Raw genomic sequence first — 18,808 nt, 5'->3', positions numbered from 1 at the left:
TTTCAGGCTATGAGTCAACGATGCTGCAAAACGTACGTATAGTGCTGGTTGAAACCTCCCACACCGGCAACATGGGCTCTGTAGCTCGTGCAATGAAAACCATGGGGCTGACAAATCTGTGGCTGGTTAATCCACTGGTAAAACCTGACTCTCAGGCAATCGCGCTCGCGGCGGGCGCCAGTGATGTTATTGGTGAAGCGAAAATTGTCGATACGCTGGATGAAGCGTTAGCTGGTTGCAGTCTGGTGGTCGGCACTAGTGCGCGTTCACGCACGCTGCCTTGGCCGATGCTCGACCCGCGCGAATGTGGTCTAAAGAGTATTTCTGAAGCACAACATGCACCCGTGGCAATTGTGTTTGGCCGTGAACGTGTTGGTTTAACCAATGATGAATTGCAGAAATGCCATTACCACGTCGCGATCCAGGCAAATCCAGAATACAGCTCGCTGAACCTGGCAATGGCCGTGCAAATCCTTGCCTATGAAGTACGTATCGCCTGGCTTGCTACTCAAGAAGAGGGCAAAGAAGTTGCCGTTGTTGAAGACCAGACTCAGTACCCATCGGCTGACGATCTTGAGCGTTTTTACGTTCACCTGGAACAAGTATTGCTGAAAACCGGCTTTATTCGCACCAGCCATCCGGGCCAGATTATGAGCAAGTTACGCCGCTTATATAACCGTGCACGCCCGGAAACTCAAGAACTTAACATTCTGCGTGGCATGCTTTCTTCTATTGATAACGAGAAAAAATCCGGCAAATAATACTTGAGTAAATTACTGGGTTAAATAGTTGACCAATTTACTCGGGAATGTCAGACTTGCGACCTGCTATGTGACAATCACATTTATAAAAAACCCCCGGTTCGAGGGGCGATTTGAGGTTAAGTAAGACATGAGACTGACATCGAAAGGACGTTATGCTGTGACCGCAATGCTTGACGTTGCGTTGAACTCCGAATCAGGTCCAGTGCCGTTGGCTGATATTTCTGAACGTCAGGGAATCTCACTCTCCTACCTGGAGCAGTTATTCTCCCGCCTGCGTAAAAATGGCCTGGTTGCCAGCGTTCGTGGTCCTGGTGGCGGTTATCTGCTGGGTAAAGAAGCAAACAGCATCGCAGTCGGCGAAGTTATTAGTGCCGTAGATGAATCTGTCGATGCAACGCGTTGCGCGGGCAAAGGTGGCGACGGTAAAGGTGGTTGTCAGGGCGGCGATAAGTGCCTGACTCACGCATTGTGGCGCGACCTGAGTGACCGTCTGACTGGTTTTCTGAATAACATCACTTTGGGTGAACTGGTGAATAACCAGGAAGTGTTGGACGTCTCTGGCCGTCAGCACAGTGAAAACCATCGCAGCACGCGCGCTCAAGACGCAATCGACGTTAAACTGCGCGCATAATTTACCCGTCATATTTCGGGTTGCAACTGCGTTGGGCGCACTTGTTCGCCCCAGTCACTTACCTGATGTAAGCTCCTGGGGACTCTCAAGTTTACCGCCTTGCTGCAACACGCACTATTTAGGGTAAAAATAAAATAGATTTCAGAATTAGGCCGGGGTGTCATGCTCCGTCAACAAGGTCGTTCATTCAGCCTGTTGCCTGATTCATTGCATTGAGTGATGTACGGAGTTTAAGAGCAATGAAATTACCGATTTATCTCGATTACTCTGCGACTACGCCGGTTGACCCGCGTGTTGCGCAGAAAATGATGCAGTTTTTGACTATGGACGGAACCTTCGGTAACCCGGCTTCTCGTTCTCACCGTTTCGGTTGGCAGGCAGAAGAAGCTGTTGATATCGCCCGTAACCAAATCGCTGAACTGGTTGGTGCAGACCCGCGTGAAATAGTCTTTACCTCCGGTGCAACTGAATCTGATAACCTCGCTATCAAAGGTGCGGCTAACTTCTATCAGAAGAAAGGCAAGCACATCATCACCGTTAAAACCGAACACAAAGCTGTGCTGGACACCTGTCGCCAGCTTGAGCGTGAAGGTTTTGAAGTGACTTATCTGGCACCACAGAGCAACGGTATTGTTGACCTGAACGTGCTGGAAGCGGCGATGCGTGACGACACCATTCTGGTTTCTATCATGCACGTGAATAACGAAATCGGCGTGGTGCAAGATATCGCGAAAATCGGCGAAATGTGCCGTGCGCGTGGCATTATCTATCACGTTGATGCAACTCAGAGCGTGGGCAAACTGCCTATCGACTTGAGCACCCTTAAAGTTGACCTGATGTCTTTCTCTGGTCACAAAATCTATGGCCCGAAAGGGATCGGCGCGCTGTATGTTCGCCGCAAGCCACGTATTCGTATCGAAGCTCAGGTACACGGTGGCGGTCACGAGCGCGGCATGCGTTCGGGTACTCTGCCTGTTCACCAGATTGCAGGTATGGGCGAAGCTTACCGTATCGCTAAAGAAGAGATGGAGACCGAAATGTCCCGTCTGCGTGCGCTGCGTAACCGTCTGTGGAACGGCGTGAAAGATATGGAAGAAGTGTATCTGAACGGCGACCTGGAAAATGGCGTACCGACTATCCTCAACGTGAGCTTTAACTACGTTGAAGGTGAGTCGCTGATTATGGCGCTTAAAGACCTTGCGGTTTCTTCCGGTTCTGCATGTACATCAGCAAGCCTCGAGCCATCCTACGTGCTGCGCGCACTGGGTATGACCGACGAACTGGCTCACAGCTCTATCCGTTTCTCTTTAGGTCGTTTTACTACTGAAGAAGAGATCGACTACACCATCGAACTGGTACGTAAGTCCATTGGCCGTCTGCGCGAACTTTCTCCACTGTGGGACATGTTTAAGCAGGGCGTGGATATTAATTCCATCGAATGGGCTCATCACTAATCGCTCGTTTCGAGCGTCGATATCGGATTCAGGAGAATAAAAAATGGCTTACAGCGAAAAAGTAATTGATCACTACGAGAACCCGCGCAACGTTGGTTCTTTTGATAACAGCGATGACAGCGTCGGTTCCGGCATGGTGGGTGCACCAGCGTGTGGTGACGTGATGAAGTTGCAGATCAAAGTCAACAATGACGGTATCATTGAAGACGCGCGTTTCAAAACCTACGGCTGTGGCTCTGCCATCGCTTCCAGCTCGCTGGTAACCGAATGGGTTAAAGGTAAATCTCTGGATGAAGCGCAGGCTATCAAAAACACCGACATTGCAGAAGAACTCGAACTGCCACCGGTGAAGATTCACTGCTCAATCCTTGCAGAAGACGCTATCAAAGCGGCTATCGCGGATTATAAAAGTAAGCGTGAAGCTAAATAGTAAATTTGATTGAGGTTGTTGTATGTCGATTACCCTTAGCCACAGCGCTGCCGATCGTGTGAATGCCTTCTTAGCTAACCGCGGAAAAGGCTTTGGTTTGCGTTTAGGTGTTCGTACTTCTGGCTGTTCTGGCATGGCTTATGTTCTGGAATTTGTTGATGAACCGATGGCAGAAGACACCGTGTTCGAAGACAAAGGCGTGAAAGTGGTCATCGATGGTAAAAGCCTGCAATTTTTAGACGGTACCGAGCTCGACTTCGTCAAAGAAGGTCTTAACGAAGGGTTTAAATTTACTAACCCTAACGTGAAAGATGAGTGTGGCTGCGGTGAAAGCTTCCACGTCTGATACTCGCAAATACCCCGTGTAGCGTTAGTTGTACGGGGTATCACGCTCTACTATGAAACCCCGAGTCTGTTATGGATTACTTCACCCTCTTTGGGTTACCGGTAGGCTTCGCCCTCAACACTGAGCTGCTTGCTACCCGTTACCAGGAGCTGCAACGCCAGTTCCACCCTGATAAATACACCAGCCGCCCTCAGGCGGAACAGCTGTTGGCGGTCCAACAATCTGCGACCATCAACCAGGCCTGGCATACGTTGCGTCACCCATTGCCGCGCGCCGAGTACATTCTCTCCCTCAACGGTTTTGATCTGGCGAACGAACAGCATACCGTGCGTGATACCGCGTTTTTGATGGAACAACTCGAATTGCGCGAAGAGCTTGATAATATCGAGCACGCCAAAGATAGCGACCGCCTGGAAGCTTTTAGCGGCAATGTTAATGCGATGGTGAAAAACCGCATGGCTTTGATGGTACAGCAACTGGATAATCAGGACTGGACGCAGGCGGCGGATACTGTGCGTAAACTGCGTTTTCTCGATAAACTGCGCAGCCAAATAGAACAACTCGAAGAAAAGCTGCTCGATTTTTAACTGGAAGCTCAATATGGCGTTATTACAAATTAGTGAGCCGGGCCTGAGTGCGGCACCTCATCAGCGTAAGCTTGCGGCAGGTATCGATTTAGGCACCACCAATTCACTGGTTGCAACTGTTCGCAGCGGGCAAGCTGAAACGCTGCCTGACCATGAAGGGCGTCATCTGCTTCCTTCTGTGGTGCACTATCAGCAACAAGGCCTGAACGTGGGCTGGGACGCGCGAGCGCAAGCCGCAACCGATCCGGCAAACACTATCAGCTCGGTAAAACGTCTGATGGGCCGCTCGCTTGCTGATATCCAGACTCGTTACCCGCATCTGCCTTATTCATTCAAAGCGAGTGAAAATGGCCTGCCGATGATCGACACCCCGGCCGGGCTACTGAACCCTATTCGTATTTCATCCGACATCCTCAAAGCACTTGCCGCGCGCGCAACCGAAGCGTTGGAAGGTGAACTTGATGGCGTGGTGATTACCGTTCCTGCTTATTTTGACGATGCACAACGCCAGGGCACTAAAGACGCCGCGCGTCTGGCTGGCTTGCATGTGCTGCGCCTGCTTAATGAACCGACCGCCGCGGCTATCGCCTACGGTCTGGATTCTGGCAAAGAGGGCGTTATCGCGGTTTACGATTTGGGCGGCGGTACGTTTGATATTTCTATTCTGCGCTTAAGCCGCGGCGTGTTTGAAGTCATGGCAACCGGCGGCGACTCTGCGCTGGGCGGCGATGACTTTGACCATCTGTTAGCTGACTGGCTGCGTGAGCAAGCGGGCGTTGCCGATCGCAGCGACGACCGCGTTCAGCGTCAGTTACTCGACGCCGCTATTGCCGCGAAAATCGCCCTGAGTGATGCTGAAACGGCTACCGTAGAAGTGGCTGGCTGGACGGGCACCGTGACTCGCGAACAGTTCAACGAACTGATTGCAGCGCTGGTTAAGCGTACTTTGCTGGCCTGCCGTCGTGCGTTGAAAGATGCAGGCGTTGAAGCGGATGAAGTGCTGGAAGTCGTCATGGTTGGCGGTTCAACTCGCGTGCCATTAGTGCGCGAACGCGTCGGCGAATTCTTTGGCCGCACGCCGCTGACTTCCATTGACCCGGATAAAGTTGTCGCCATTGGTGCAGCCATTCAGGCGGATATTCTGGTGGGTAACAAGCCGGATAGCGAAATGCTATTACTGGATGTTATTCCGCTGTCGCTTGGCCTCGAAACCATGGGTGGCCTGGTTGAGAAAGTCATTCCACGTAACACCACAATTCCGGTAGCGCGTGCACAGGACTTCACGACTTTCAAAGACGGCCAAACGGCAATGTCGATTCATGTGATGCAGGGCGAGCGCGAACTGGTACAAGATTGCCGTTCCCTGGCTCGTTTTGCACTACGTGGAATACCTGCAATGCCTGCGGGCGGCGCGCATATTCGCGTCACCTTCCAGGTTGATGCAGACGGCTTGCTGAGCGTCACCGCCATGGAGAAATCCACTGGCGTTGAAGCGTCTATCCAGGTGAAACCTTCTTATGGCCTGAGCGATGGCGAAATCGCCAGCATGATTCAGGACTCCATGAGCTATGCCGAGCATGACGTGAAAGCGCGCATGCTCGCAGAACAAAAAGTCGATGCGGCCCGCGTGCTGGAAAGTTTGCAGGGTGCATTAGCGACAGATGCTGCGCTGTTGAGCAGTGCAGAACGCGCAGATATCGACGCTGCAATGGCGGCACTTCATGCCGCCGCTGCCGGTGATGACATTGATGCGATTGAACAAGCCATTAAAAACGTAGACAAACAAACACAGGATTTCGCCGCACGTCGTATGGATGAATCAATCCGTAAGGCGCTGAAAGGCCACTCCGTGGACGAGGTTTAACATGCCAAAGATTGTTTTTCTGCCTCATCAGGATTTGTGTCCAGATGGTGCAGTTTTGGAAGCGAATGTCGGTGAAACCATTCTTGATGTTGCGCTGCGCAACGGTATTGAGATTGAACACGCCTGTGAAAAATCCTGTGCTTGCACCACTTGCCACTGTGTCGTGCGTGAAGGTTTCGACTCCCTTGCTGAAAGCACGGAAGACGAAGACGACATGTTGGACAAAGCCTGGGGTCTCGAACCTGAAAGCCGCTTAAGCTGCCAGGCGCGTGTAACGGATGAAGATCTGGTGGTTGAAATGCCACGTTACACCATCAACCATGCACGTGAGCACTAACAGGAGTAGCTTATGGGACTGAAATGGACCGATAGCCGCGAAATTGGTGAAGCTCTGTACGATAGCCGCCCGGATCTTGATCCAAAAACGGTACGTTTTACCGATCTGCACCAGTGGGTCTGCGATTTGGAAGATTTTGATGACGATCCAGGCGCATCCAATGAAAAAATTCTGGAAGCGATTCTGTTAGTCTGGTTAGATGAGACTGATTAATTGAACCAAGCGGGCTGCCTCAGGCGGCCCGTTTTTATATGAAGCATGAGCTGAAAAGTATAAGGAAAAGAAAATGTCAGAAGCCATGAAAATCACGCTATCCACGTCGCCTGCCGATGCGCGTTGGGGCGAAAAAGCCGCTTATAGTATTAATGACGAAGGAATTACCCTGCACCTGACAGGCAAAGATGACCTGGGGCTAATCCAACGTGCGGCTCGTAAAATTGACGGCCAGGGTTTGAAGCACGTACAGCTGGCGGGTGATGGCTGGGATGTCGAGAAAAGCTGGGCATTCTGGCAGGGTTATCGTGCACCAAAAGGCACCCGTAAAGTTGACTGGGCTGTGCTGAGCGATGAAGAACAAAAAGAACTCAACAACCGCCTGAAAATTATCGATTGGGTTCGCCACACTATTAACACACCTGCTGAAGAACTCGGCCCGGAACAGCTCGCGTCTCGCGCGGTTGACCTGCTGTGTGATGTAGCCTGCGATAACGTTTCTTACCGCATCACCAAAGGCGAAGATCTGCGCGAGCAGAATTATATGGGCATCCACACTGTTGGCCGTGGCTCCGAGCGCCCACCGGTACTGCTGGCACTGGATTACAACCCAACTGGCAACCCGGATGCACCGGTTTATGCCTGCCTGGTCGGTAAAGGTATCACCTTCGACTCCGGTGGCTACAGCATGAAGCAAAGCGCATTCATGGACTCCATGAAATCCGATATGGGCGGCGCTGCCACCATTACCGGTGCACTGGCCTTTGCTATCACTCGCGGTCTGGATAAGCGTGTGAAATTGTACCTTTGTTGCGCGGACAACCTGGTTAGCGGCAACGCCTTCAAACTGGGTGACATCATTAAATATCGCAACGGCAAAACCGTTGAGATCATGAATACAGATGCGGAAGGCCGCCTGGTGTTGGCTGATGGCTTGATTGACGCTTGTGCGCAAAAACCAGAACTGATCATCGACTGCGCCACCTTAACCGGTGCGGCGAAAACTGCGTTGGGTAACGATTACCATGCGCTGTTCAGCTTCGATGATGCGCTGGTAAACCGCCTGATGGAAAGCGCTGCGGCAGAAAATGAGCCGTTCTGGCGCTTGCCGCTGGCTGAGTTCCACCGCAACCAACTGCCGTCTAACTTTGCTGAGCTAAACAACACTTCCAACGCGTCCTTCCCGGCGGGTGCGAGCACCGCTGCCGGGTTCTTGTCCCACTTTGTGGAAAACTATCACGAAGGTTGGCTGCACATTGACTGCTCTGCTACTTACCGTAAAGGTGCTGTTGAGCAGTGGTCTGCTGGCGCAACAGGCATTGGTGTGCGCGCGATTGCGAATCTGTTAGTGAGTAAGTAACACGACTTTTGTAGGGCGGATAAGCTTGTGCCATCCGCCACCTTCTCAAGTAAATGGTGGATGGCAATTTGTTAATCCACCCTACAAATTATGCTTTCCCCTGGAACGACCATGTCAGAACTCAAAAACGAACTTGAAACGCTGCTTGAGCAGGCGGCCACTGAACCCGCTCATCGCCCGGCATTCTTCCGCGTGTTACTGGAATCCACCGTTTGGGTACCGGGGACTGCTGCTGAAGGCGAGGCCATTGACGCCGATAGTGCTGTTGAATTACAGCACTGGGAAAAAGACGATGGCACCTCAGTTATTCCGTTCTTCACCTCTGTTGAGGCGCTTCAACAAGCTATTAGCCACGAGCAGGCATTTGTTGTGATGCCGGTGCGCACGCTGTTTGAAATGACGCAGGGCGCGACGCTGTTTCTGAATGCAAAATTGCCAACTGGCAAAGAATTTACCCCGCGTGAAATTACGCACTTAATCAGCGCTGAAAGCGATCCTTTAACTCAGCAGGAAGTGCTGGATGGCGGGACATCTTTGCTGCTTTCCGAAGTCGGTGAGCCACCTGCACAAATGGTTGATTCGCTTACTACTCTGTTTAAAAACCTGAAAACCGTGAAGCGTGCTTTTGTCTGCTCGATTAAAGAACACGCCGACGAACAGCCAAACCTGCTGATTGGTATTGAAGCAGAAGGTGATATCGAAGCGATTATTCGCCAGGCGGGAAGTGTTGCCACGGATACAATCCCTGGCGATGAACCGGTCGATATCTGCCAGGTGGTGGAAGGTGAGAAGGGTATCAGTCACTTTATGATGGCGCACATAACGCCATTCTATGAGCGCCGTTGGGGAAGCTTCCTGCGCGATTTTAAAACCAATCGGATTATCTGATTTTTTATGCTGTTGCCTGCAACAGCAATAAATCGATAAGCATCACCAGATTCGACTCAAACGAGGTGATCCCTGCGGCTTCAGCGGCATAGTGGATTGCCTCGTCATACAGTGGAAAGTGCACATCAGCCAGCCCGGACAAACTGTTTGGCGAAGCCCGTGTAAATGCCACGATCGACATCCCCACATTTTGTGCAATTCGCGCCTTATCCAAAACTTGCTCAGTTTCACCGCTTCGAGAAATGGCGATGAATACCTGATACTTCGAGGCATTACTGAGAAATATTCCCCGGCTATCGCCAGGCCCGGAAATAAAGGCAGTTTTTCCGAGCACCTGAAGTTTCTTAGTCAGATATTCAGCGAATAAATAGGAAAACCCCGCGCCGTATAAAAAGAAGCTCTCTTTTTCGCGCAATAGCGTAGCAAACTTCGCCATTAGTTCGGGTGTGACCCAACGGAAAGTCTGGCGGTAATTATCGACAAACTGGTCGAATAAAACCGGCAGTGCGGAAGCGGGCTGGGCAGGCTGGTTTGCAATATGCGGAGTGCTGGAAAGCAGTTGCTTACAGTGCCAGATAAACTCACTGAAGCCGCTAAATCCTAGTTTCTGGCACAACCGCATAATGGTCGCGCTGGAAACAAACGTTACCTGAGCAAGTTCCCGCACGGTGATATTACCAACCAGCAGCGGATGGTTTGTCAGATGCGAAAGAACGCGGTATTCAGCGCGGGTTAAAGATTCCCCGCGCTCAAGAAGACCAGCTAGTCGGTTGTCCATTACTGGGATTGGGATGGTTCGACAGGTAAATCTGCGCGTGCACCCCATTCACTCCAGGAGCCGTCGTAGAGTGAAACACCGTTAACGCCAAGAGTGGTGAGCGCGAGCACTACAACCGCCGCCGTTACGCCTGAACCGCAGCTAGCGATAATCGGTTTATCAAAGCTCACGCCCTGGCGAGTAAAGATTTCACTCAGTTCATCGGTAGTTTTCAACTGACCATTTTCTACCAGATCGCCCCAGGGCACGTTCACAGCACCAGGAATATGCCCACGTCTTAAACCAGGACGAGGTTCATCCACTTGTGCGTTAAAACGCGGGGCAGGGCGGGCATCAACAAGCTGCGCAGTGCCTTCATGGCTAACCAGCAGAACATCGGTCAGGCGCTTAATCACCATTGGATCGAAATTCACGTCGAATTCGCCCTCCGGCAATTGAACATCACCTTGTTGTAGAGGCAGTTCTTCGCGCTGCCAGTCGGCCAGGCCGCCTGCAAGAATCGACACATTTTCAACGCCGAAGGTACGCAGCATCCACCATGCTCGCGGTGCGGAGAACAGATTACCTTCATCATAAACGACCAGATGTTTATCACTACTGATACCCAGCTCTCTCATGGCGACAGCAAAGGCTTCAGCGCGTGGCATCATATGGGGCAGTGGACTGGTGTGGTCGGAAAGGGCTTCAATATCGAAAAATACCGCGCCAGGCAGGTGGCCGGCACGATATTCGCCAGCGATATCACGATGCTCCTGGCCTGGAGGCAACATGCGAGCATCAATAATCTGGATATTCTCATCATTAATATGTTCTGCGAGCCAGTCGCCCGCGACGAAGAAAGAGGTGGACATGGTTGCCTCCGAATGATTATTCACTATCGGATTGTCGGTGTTTTTCGGCAAACCGACAAGCAACCATATCCACCGCTGCGAGGTGTGCCGTAAATTTAAACTTTTACTAACTCCCCGTTTCGCCACGCCTGTTGAAGTTGCGGCCAGTAATCGCGATTAGCTTCAATCATGTCGTCGAGAATCGCTTTTGCATGCTGCATGGTTGGCACGGTGCGGTTAAGCGTAAACGCCTGCAACGCCTTCTCGTAACTGCCTTCGATGGTAGCTTCAACCAGCAACTGCTCTGAGGCTAACTGCTGCATCAACAATGTCTGATGGAACAGTGGAACCGCGCCCATGCGCACCGGTTCTGGCCCTTCGGAAGTGATATATGCAGGAACTTCAACCATTGCATCGTACGGCAGGTTGGCAATCGCTCCTTTATTTTCCACAATGACCAGATGGCGCTGGCGTAAATCAAAGGCCAGAGAGCAGGCGACATCAACAATAAACGCGCCGTGCACACCTACGTGGAAGGCATCCGGCAAAATACCGGTTTGCTTGTATTCCGCGGCGGCGGCAAACAGTTTTTTCTCACGCCCATTCATTACTTCGTTAGCCCGGGTGTAGTCCGGGTTTTGATGCCGAACGATATCGTTCGGCATCAGGTAATACTGCAAATATGGATTCGGCAGGTATTCCGGGAAATGATCCATAATCGGCTTAATGTGGCGCCAGGTTTTCACCCATGACGGGTCAGAATGCTGCGGATCGGTTTGCGCGGCATCTTCTGTCAGCAGGCCAAACTTAGCGATATGGCGGCGCAGCTCTGGCAGGCGATCTTCACCATCAACCAGCACACGGGTAAACCAGCCGAAATGGTTCAGGCCGAAGTAATCAACTTCGAGCTTGTGGCGGTCAACCCCGAGGATGGCACCCATATTGCGCATCGCCGCAACCGGCATGTCACAAATATTGAGCACTCGCGCTTTCGGGCGCAGGCGACGCACGCCTTCAGCAACAATTGCCGCCGGGTTGGAATAGTTCACAATCCACGCTTTTTGATGGGCATAACGCTCAACAAAATCACATAACTCGACCATCGGCAAAATGGTGCGCAGGCCATATGCCAGCCCGCCTGGCCCGCAGGTTTCTTGCCCAACCACACCATGGCGCAGAGGAATTTTTTCATCCTGTTCACGCATCTTATATTGCCCGACGCGCATTTGTGCGAAGACAAAATGAGCGCCGCTAAATGCCACCTCAGGGTCAGTAGTAACGGTAAATTTGATGCTCTGGCTATGGTCGCGAATGACTTTCTCAACTACCGGAGCAATGACCGACTGGCGCTCACCATCAATATCGTAAAGGCGAATTTCAGCTAACGGGAAATCGGCCAGGCGCACCATCAGGCTTTTAACAATGCCCGGCGTGTAAGTACTACCGCCACCGGCAATGGACAAAATAAACGGGGGTTTAAACATCATTGACTCCTTTAGAGAAACGTCTCTACTGCTTCACGCATTTTTTTGACATGCAGCCCGTAGACCACCTGAACGTTATTACCTTGTTTAATCACCCCTTTCGCGCCAGTTGATTTGAGGCGGGGTTCGTCGATAACTGACACATCACGCACTGTGACTCGCAGGCGGGTATAACAGTTGTCGACCACTTCAATATTGGCCCGGCCACCGAGGCCTTCCACGATAGCTTCACCAAGCCCGTCATTACTGCCTTTGGCTTGATACTCTTGTTTGCTATATAACTTTGTCTCCTGGTCATCGCTCTCACGCCCTGGCGTTTTCATGTCGAAACGGGGAATCAGGAAGCGGAACACCAGGAAATAGATAACCGACATCGTCAGCCCGACGGCGATATACATCGGCCAGTTGGATTTTTCAGTGCCAAGCGGCAGGTTATAGAGAATGAAATCGATAATGCCGTTGGCACCGATGGCGTGTACGCCCAGCAGATAGAACAGCATCATGCCTATGCCGGTTAGTACCGCATGCACACCGAACAGCAGTGGGGCGACAAACAGAAAGGAAAACTCCAGCGGCTCAGTCACGCCAACCAACATGGACGTCAGCGCCGCAGGAATGAGAATGGCTTTGGCCGCTGCTTTGCGCTCAGGTTTTGCGGTCATATACATGGCGAGTGCCGCAGCAGGCAGACCGAACATTTTGCTGATGCCACGCGCATCCCACACAACGGTGCTGCTAAGTTGATGGACGCTCGGACACGCCATTTCTGCGAAGTAAATGTTGCGCGCACCCTGATAAACACTGCCGCAAACATCAGCAGTCCCGCCTAATTCGGTATACAGGAATGGGGTATAAACCAGATGATGTAGGCCCGTTGGCACCAGAATACGTTCCAGGAAACCGTAGATGGCAACGCCAAATGCCCCGGCACCTTTAATCGCCATCGCCAGTGCGCTAATGCCATGCTGAGCAAACGGCCAGAGTTCGCTCATCACAACGCCTAATAACATTGAAACAGGCAGCATAATAATGGCGACAAAACAGTGGCCGGAGTAAATGGCCATCGCGCCAGAAAACTGTACGCCGGAATAGCGGTTGTACAGATATCCTGAAAGCGCGCCGGTGAGGATCCCGGCAAAGACACCCATCTCAAGAACTTGTACACCTAAAACCATACTTTGCCCTGCGGCACGCATTTGGTCGACTGGCGCTAACTCACCCTGCAATTGCAATGTTACGTTCATCGCATTAATGAAGACGATAAATGTGACCAGACCAATGAGTGCGGCATAGCCTTTGTCTTTTGCAGCAAGACCAATGGGAATGCCGACACCAAATACCAGCGCAAGGTTCGCCAGAACCGAAACGGCAGATTTAGAAATCAACACGCCCGTGTGCTGAATAGAGGAATGGCCGAGGAACGGTAAATATTCGGCCAGGTTGCCATTGCCCAATACATTACCGAACGCGATAAATAAACCGACGATAGGTAAAATAAGCACAGGCCCGTAGAGTGATTTTCCGAAGTTTTGTAGGGCGTTAACGGCACTTTTCATTTAGCAGTCTCTTATTATTACTTTGGCTAAACACCGCGTTGAGGCAGCGACTCAGAGCGAAATGTAGCAAGGAAAAAGGGAGAGCATCCATCTATCTTGTTGTTTTAAAAACAAATGACTCATAAGGTAACATGTAACCTTTCAGGCTGTGATCGCGCTTGCACTTTGAAACGACACGCTGATGAAACCGTTGCACGATGCCAGCTTCCCTTTGCGAGCGAATACGCATTGCAGAATTTGGATACTTTCGTTTTTCTGATGAACCCGCATAATAGTTCTAGAACTTGGTGATTTAATGGGCCTTATGGGCCAGGGATAAAAATGAGATCAATTCGTCTGGTAGGACTGGCAGCGACGCTGATGGCTGCATTGGCGCTTGCGGGCTGTGACAATAATGACAAACCCAAACCTGTGGCGAAGAGCGAAACATCGACTCAGCAACAGGTTGCAGCCCCTGTTAAGCCTGATGCCTCGCAGCTCGAAAAACTGGCCAAGGATTCTGCGGGTAAACCGCTGAAATTGCTGGATGCCTCTGAAGTACAACTTGATGGCGCGAGCACGTTGGTCCTCACATTTTCTATTCCCTTAGATCCCAACCAGGATTTCTCCCGGGTGGTGCATTTAGTCGATAAAACCAGCGGGAAAGTTGATGGCGCGTGGGAGCTTTCAGGCGACCTCAAAGAATTGCGTTTACGCCATCTCGAGCCGAAGCGTGAACTGATTCTGACCGTTGATAGTGGGCTTCTTGCACTCAATAAAGCAACATTCGACAGTACTTTTGAGAAGCAAATTTCGACACGAGATATTCAACCGAGTGTTGGTTTTGCCAGCCGAGGGTCACTGCTTCCGACCAAAGTGATCGCTGGCTTGCCGGTTATGGCGCTCAATGTCGATAAAATTGATGTCAATTTCTACCGCATAAAAAGTGAATCACTAGGTTCCTTTATTAGTCAGTGGCAATACCGAAACTCAGTCTCTAATTGGGAATCGGACAATTTATTGAAACTTGCTGATTTAGTTTATAGCGGCAGGTTCGATCTTAATCCTGCGCGTAATACCCGCGAAAAATTATTGCTACCGTTAGGTGAGATTAAGCCGCTGCAGCAGCCTGGCGTTTATATCGCCATTATGAATCAGGCAGGCCATTACAGTTACAGCAACGCGGCGACGTTGTTTACTTTGAGTGATATCGGGGTGTCAGCTCACCGCTACCATGACCGCCTGGACGTATTTACTCAAAGTCTTGAAAACGGCGCTGCGCAGTCGAGTGTCGACATCACGTTGCTTGACGAAAAAGGGCAAACGGTGGCACAGACTAAGAGTGATGGCGATGGTCATGCGGTCCTTGAAAAAATAGAAAAAGGCACGTTGTTGCTGGCGAGAACAAGCGAGCAGACTACGATGCTGGACTTAAACCGCCCGGCGCTGGATCTAGCCGAGTTTAATATTGCTGGAGAACCCGGTTTCAGTAAGGAGCTGTTTATGTTTGGCCCAAGGGATCTCTACCGCCCTGGGGAAACCGTGCTTCTGAATGCATTGTTACGTGATAGTGACGGGAAGGCATTACCAGCACAGCCAGTAAAACTGGAAGTTGTAAAACCTGATGGTCAGGTCGCCAGAACGCAGGTCTGGCAACCAGAAAATGGCTTATATCAGTTCAGTTATCCGCTGAATCAGGATGTTCAAACGGGCAACTGGCAAGTGCGTGTAAATACGGGTGATAACCAGCCACGTATCTGGACTTTTAAAGTTGAAGACTTCATGCCGGAGCGTATGGCGCTCAACATCACGAACCAATCACAATCCGTTGGCCCTGATGAGTCCGTGAGTTTCCAGGTTGCCGGGCGTTATCTGTATGGTGCACCTGCTTCCGGAAATAGCTTGCAGGGGCAATTGTTCCTTCGTCCATTACGTGACGCTGTATCGGCCTTACCTGGCTTCCAGTTTGGCGACATTAACGAGGAAAACCTCACACGAAATCTTGATGAGGTTCAGCTTCAGCTTGATGAACAAGGCAAAACGACAGTAAGTACAGACAGCCAATGGGCAGATATTCACTCTCCATTAAGGTTGGTATTGCAAGCAAGCTTGCTGGAATCAGGTGGCCGTCCGGTAACACGCCGTGCTGAGCAAGCTATTTGGCCTGCCGAAACGCTGCCGGGTATTCGTCCTCAATTTGCCAGTAAAGAAATCTACGATTACCGCACTGACAGCACACGAACTCAACCGATTGTCGATGAGGATACGAACGCAGGTTTTGATATTGTTTATGCCAATGCTAAAGGCGAGAAACTTGCGGTTTCGGGCCTTGATGTGCGTTTAATTCGTGAACGTCGAGATTACTTCTGGAACTGGGAAGAGGGACAAGGCTGGCAGTCGCAATACGATCAGAAAGATCTCGTAGAGGCTGAACAAAAGTTGGATCTTGCTGCTGGTGAAACGGGCAAAGTGGCTTTCCCGGTTGAGTGGGGTTCCTACCGTCTGGAAGTTCGCGACCCTGACACCAATATCGTCAGCAGCATTCGTTTTTGGGCAGGCTACAGCTGGCAGGACAACAGCGATGGAGAGGGGGCTGTGCGCCCTGACCGTGTAACACTGAAAATTGATAAACCGAGTTACAAGCCTGGTGACACCATCAATCTGCATATTTCTGCCCCGGCGGCTGGCAAAGGCTATGCAATGGTTGAATCCAGTGATGGCCCACTGTGGTGGAAAGAAATTGATGTTCCGGAGAAAGGTCTGGATATCGCTATTCCGGTTGATAAAAGCTGGCAGCGGCATGATCTGTATCTCAGCACGCTTGTTATTCGACCTGGAGATAAGAGTAGGGCCTCCACGCCAAAACGTTCTGTTGGGATTTTGCATCTACCACTGGGAGACGAAAGCCGCAGACTGGCGCTTTCTTTAGAAGCACCAGCCAAAATGCGTCCGAATCAAAACCTCACGGTAAAAGTAAAAACCAAGCCGATTAACGGTGAAATACCAAAGCAAATTCATGTGCTGGTTTCCGCTGTTGATAGTGGCGTGCTGAACATTACCGACTACAAAACCCCAGATCCGTGGGAAGCCTTCTTTGGCCGTAAACGTTATGGAGCGGATTTATACGATATCTATGGTCAGGTCATTGAGGGTGAAGGGCGGCTTGCCGCTTTACGTTTTGGTGGTGATGGCGATGAAGGTGACGAATTAAGCCGTGGCGGTAAAAAGCCGGTAAACCATGTCACTATCATTGCTCAGCAAGCTCAACCGGTACAGCTGAATGAAAAGGGTGAGGGCACAGTTACACTCCCTATCGGTGATTTTAATGGTGAGCTACGGGTGATGGCGCAAGCCTGGACCGAAGACCATTTTGGTAACAGCGAAGAAAAAGTTGTTGTTGCAGCACCGTTGGTTACTGAACTTGCAGCACCACGCTTTATGGCCAGTGGGGACAGCAGCCGCCTGGCGATGGATCTCACGAACCTGACTGATCAACCTCAGCAACTGAGCATTAACCTAAAAACCACAGGTTTGCTGGCTCTGGATTCAGCTCCCTTACAAACCGTTACGCTGTTACCGGGTGCGCGCAAAACAGTGTTTATTCCGGTTCGCGCGTTGAGTGGCTTCGGTGATGGTGAGTTAACTGCACAAATTAGCGGGCTTAACTTGCCTGGCGAAACATTTGCCGCACAGCAAAAACAGTGGAAATTAGGTGTGCGTCCTCCGTTCCCGGCGCAAAACATCAACAGTGGTGCGGTGCTTGCGGCTGGTGAAGTGTGGGATATTCCTCCGCAGCATATTTCCGGCCTGGCGCCTGCAACGCTTGAAGGCCAGGTGCTAGTGAGTGGTCGGCCGCCGCTAAACCTCGCTCGCTATATCCGAGAACTGAAAGCTTATCCATATGGCTGCCTTGAACAGACGACCAGCGGGTTGTTCCCGTCGCTTTATACCAACCAGGCACAGTTAGCTGCTCTGGGCATTACAGGAACCAGCGATGAACAGCGCCGCGCTGCAATCGACCTGGGGATTACTCGCCTGCTGGATATGCAACGCGACAACGGCAGTTTCAGTCTATGGGACAAAGAAGGGCCAGAAGAATACTGGCTTACAGCTTATGTGACTGATTTCCTCACTCGTGCGAGTGAGCAAGGTTATAGCGTTAATACTGATTCGCTAAATAAAGCTAACCAACGCCTGCAACGTTATCTCCAGGATTCAGGCGTTATCGCTTTACGCTACAGTGACGATGCTGCTGCCAGTAAATTTGCTGTTCAAGCGTACGCCGCTCAGGTGTTAGCTCGTCAGCAAAAAGCGCCATTGGGTGCCTTGCGTGAACTATGGTTGCGCCATAGCAGCGCTCGTGCAGGCTTACCGCTGGTACAACTTGGTGTGGCATTGAAGTTGATGGGGGATGCACCAAGAGGTGACGAAGCTATCAAGTTAGGTTTGCAAACCAGTCGTAGCGACGAACGTATCTGGATGGCAGACTATGGCAGTGAGTTGCGTGATAAAGCGATGATGCTGAGTCTGCTGGAAGAGAATAAATTGCTTCCAGAACAGCAGAATCAATTGCTAATGGATCTCTCTAATCTTGCATATACACAGCGCTGGCTTTCCACGCAGGAAAGTAATGCGTTGTTCCTGGCAGGGCGCAACTGGCAAACGGCGAAAGGGGATTGGCAGTCACAGGTGTCTTTTGCAACCGGGACATTATCGGGTACTCAATCAGTGACACGTAATTTGTCTGCTGAACAACTCGCTGGCCTACAGATTACTAATACCGGGACAGGTAATCTCTATCTTCGATTAGATACGGTTGGTTATCCGCAGCAGGCTCCAGCACCTTACAGCAACGTATTGCACATCGAGCGCCATTTCCTTGATGCGAAAGGCAACAGCAAGTCGTTGTCAGAATTGAAAAGTGGTGAGTTAGTGATGGTCTGGCTGGATGTATGGGCAGATAAAAATGTGCCTGATGCACTGGTCGTTGATTTGCTGCCTGCCGGACTTGAGTTGGAAAACCAGAACCTTTCAGAAAGCAGTGCCAGCCTAAGTGACAGTGATAGCCAGGTTCAGGGTTTGTTAAACCAGATGCAGCAGGCAGATATCCAACATATGGAGTTCCGTGACGATCGGTTTGTTGCCGCGGTGCCGCTCAATGAAGGGCAGCATGCGACCCTGGTTTACCTTGCTCGCGCAGTGACTCCTGGCACTTATAACGTGCCGGTTTCGCAAGTGGAGTCGATGTATGTACCGCAGTGGCGGGCAACAGGAACCAGCACCGGCATGCTGACTGTTCATCCATAA

The 18,808-nt window shown here is 51.1% G+C and carries 16 protein-coding genes; 12 read left to right on the top strand and 4 right to left on the bottom strand.

Annotated features, from left to right (window positions below):
• Positions 1 to 20: 20 nt before the first annotated feature.
• From trmJ to sseB, 11 genes are all read left to right on the top strand, one after another.
• Positions 21 to 761 carry a tRNA (cytosine(32)/uridine(32)-2'-O)-methyltransferase TrmJ gene (gene trmJ, locus IX31_RS14275; protein ID WP_034459223.1) on the top strand — a complete coding sequence of 247 codons (741 nt, stop codon included), beginning with the start codon at positions 21 to 23 and terminating at the stop codon, positions 759 to 761.
• Between the two features lie 130 nt (positions 762 to 891).
• The gene (gene iscR / locus IX31_RS14270) at positions 892 to 1,395 is read left to right on the top strand and encodes a Fe-S cluster assembly transcriptional regulator IscR (protein WP_034459221.1); all 504 of its coding nucleotides are present in this window, start codon (positions 892 to 894) and stop codon (positions 1,393 to 1,395) included.
• A 239-nt stretch (positions 1,396 to 1,634) separates the two neighbouring features.
• Positions 1,635 to 2,849, top strand: a complete 1,215-nt coding sequence (locus IX31_RS14265) for an IscS subfamily cysteine desulfurase (protein WP_034459218.1) — start codon at positions 1,635 to 1,637, stop codon at positions 2,847 to 2,849.
• 43 nt (positions 2,850 to 2,892) lie between these two features.
• Positions 2,893 to 3,279, top strand: a complete 387-nt coding sequence (iscU, locus tag IX31_RS14260) for a Fe-S cluster assembly scaffold IscU (protein WP_034459216.1) — start codon at positions 2,893 to 2,895, stop codon at positions 3,277 to 3,279.
• A gap of 22 nt (positions 3,280 to 3,301) precedes the next feature.
• Complete coding sequence (iscA, locus tag IX31_RS14255) at positions 3,302 to 3,625, top strand: iron-sulfur cluster assembly protein IscA (RefSeq protein ID WP_034459215.1); 324 nt, start codon at positions 3,302 to 3,304, stop codon at positions 3,623 to 3,625.
• A 71-nt stretch (positions 3,626 to 3,696) separates the two neighbouring features.
• A complete protein-coding gene (hscB, locus tag IX31_RS14250; protein ID WP_034459213.1) occupies positions 3,697 to 4,212 on the top strand; it encodes a co-chaperone HscB in 516 nt (171 codons plus the stop codon).
• A 13-nt stretch (positions 4,213 to 4,225) separates the two neighbouring features.
• Positions 4,226 to 6,076, top strand: coding sequence for a Fe-S protein assembly chaperone HscA (gene hscA / locus IX31_RS14245; RefSeq protein ID WP_034459210.1), 1,851 nt, complete (start codon positions 4,226 to 4,228; stop codon positions 6,074 to 6,076).
• A gap of 1 nt (position 6,077) precedes the next feature.
• A complete protein-coding gene (gene fdx, locus IX31_RS14240; protein ID WP_034459208.1) occupies positions 6,078 to 6,413 on the top strand; it encodes an ISC system 2Fe-2S type ferredoxin in 336 nt (111 codons plus the stop codon).
• Between the two features lie 12 nt (positions 6,414 to 6,425).
• The gene (gene iscX / locus IX31_RS14235) at positions 6,426 to 6,626 is read left to right on the top strand and encodes a Fe-S cluster assembly protein IscX (protein ID WP_034459203.1); all 201 of its coding nucleotides are present in this window, start codon (positions 6,426 to 6,428) and stop codon (positions 6,624 to 6,626) included.
• Positions 6,627 to 6,699: 73 nt separating this feature from the next.
• Positions 6,700 to 7,986, top strand: a complete 1,287-nt coding sequence (gene pepB / locus IX31_RS14230; protein ID WP_034459201.1) for an aminopeptidase PepB — start codon at positions 6,700 to 6,702, stop codon at positions 7,984 to 7,986.
• A 111-nt stretch (positions 7,987 to 8,097) separates the two neighbouring features.
• Positions 8,098 to 8,874: an enhanced serine sensitivity protein SseB gene (gene sseB / locus IX31_RS14225; RefSeq protein ID WP_034459199.1), complete on the top strand. Its 777-nt coding sequence runs from the start codon at positions 8,098 to 8,100 to the stop codon at positions 8,872 to 8,874.
• A gap of 4 nt (positions 8,875 to 8,878) precedes the next feature.
• Here sseB and IX31_RS14220 read toward each other — a convergent pair whose 3' ends face one another.
• The 4 genes from IX31_RS14220 to IX31_RS14205 form a co-directional block, all read right to left on the bottom strand.
• Complete coding sequence (locus tag IX31_RS14220) at positions 8,879 to 9,652, bottom strand: MurR/RpiR family transcriptional regulator (protein WP_034459197.1); 774 nt, start codon at positions 9,650 to 9,652, stop codon at positions 8,879 to 8,881.
• Complete coding sequence (gene sseA, locus IX31_RS14215) at positions 9,652 to 10,503, bottom strand: 3-mercaptopyruvate sulfurtransferase (RefSeq protein ID WP_034459196.1); 852 nt, start codon at positions 10,501 to 10,503, stop codon at positions 9,652 to 9,654. The genes IX31_RS14220 and sseA overlap by 1 nt, the downstream gene beginning before the upstream one ends.
• 95 nt (positions 10,504 to 10,598) lie before the next feature.
• Positions 10,599 to 11,966, bottom strand: coding sequence for a 6-phospho-alpha-glucosidase (locus IX31_RS14210; RefSeq protein WP_034459194.1), 1,368 nt, complete (start codon positions 11,964 to 11,966; stop codon positions 10,599 to 10,601).
• 11 nt (positions 11,967 to 11,977) lie between these two features.
• On the bottom strand, positions 11,978 to 13,522 hold the full coding sequence (locus IX31_RS14205; RefSeq protein ID WP_034459192.1) for a PTS transporter subunit EIIC: 1,545 nt from the start codon (positions 13,520 to 13,522) through the stop codon (positions 11,978 to 11,980).
• Positions 13,523 to 13,843: 321 nt separating this feature from the next.
• Between IX31_RS14205 and IX31_RS14200 the strand changes: the two genes are divergently transcribed.
• The gene (locus IX31_RS14200) at positions 13,844 to 18,808 is read left to right on the top strand and encodes an alpha-2-macroglobulin family protein (protein WP_034459190.1); all 4,965 of its coding nucleotides are present in this window, start codon (positions 13,844 to 13,846) and stop codon (positions 18,806 to 18,808) included.

The sequence above is a fragment of the Buttiauxella noackiae genome, from assembly GCF_000737905.1.
In the GTDB taxonomy this organism is placed as follows: Bacteria; Pseudomonadota; Gammaproteobacteria; order Enterobacterales; family Enterobacteriaceae; genus Buttiauxella; species Buttiauxella noackiae.
The sequence above is the reverse complement of the archived record's forward strand: the minus strand, read 5'-3'. Positions and strand labels throughout refer to the sequence as shown.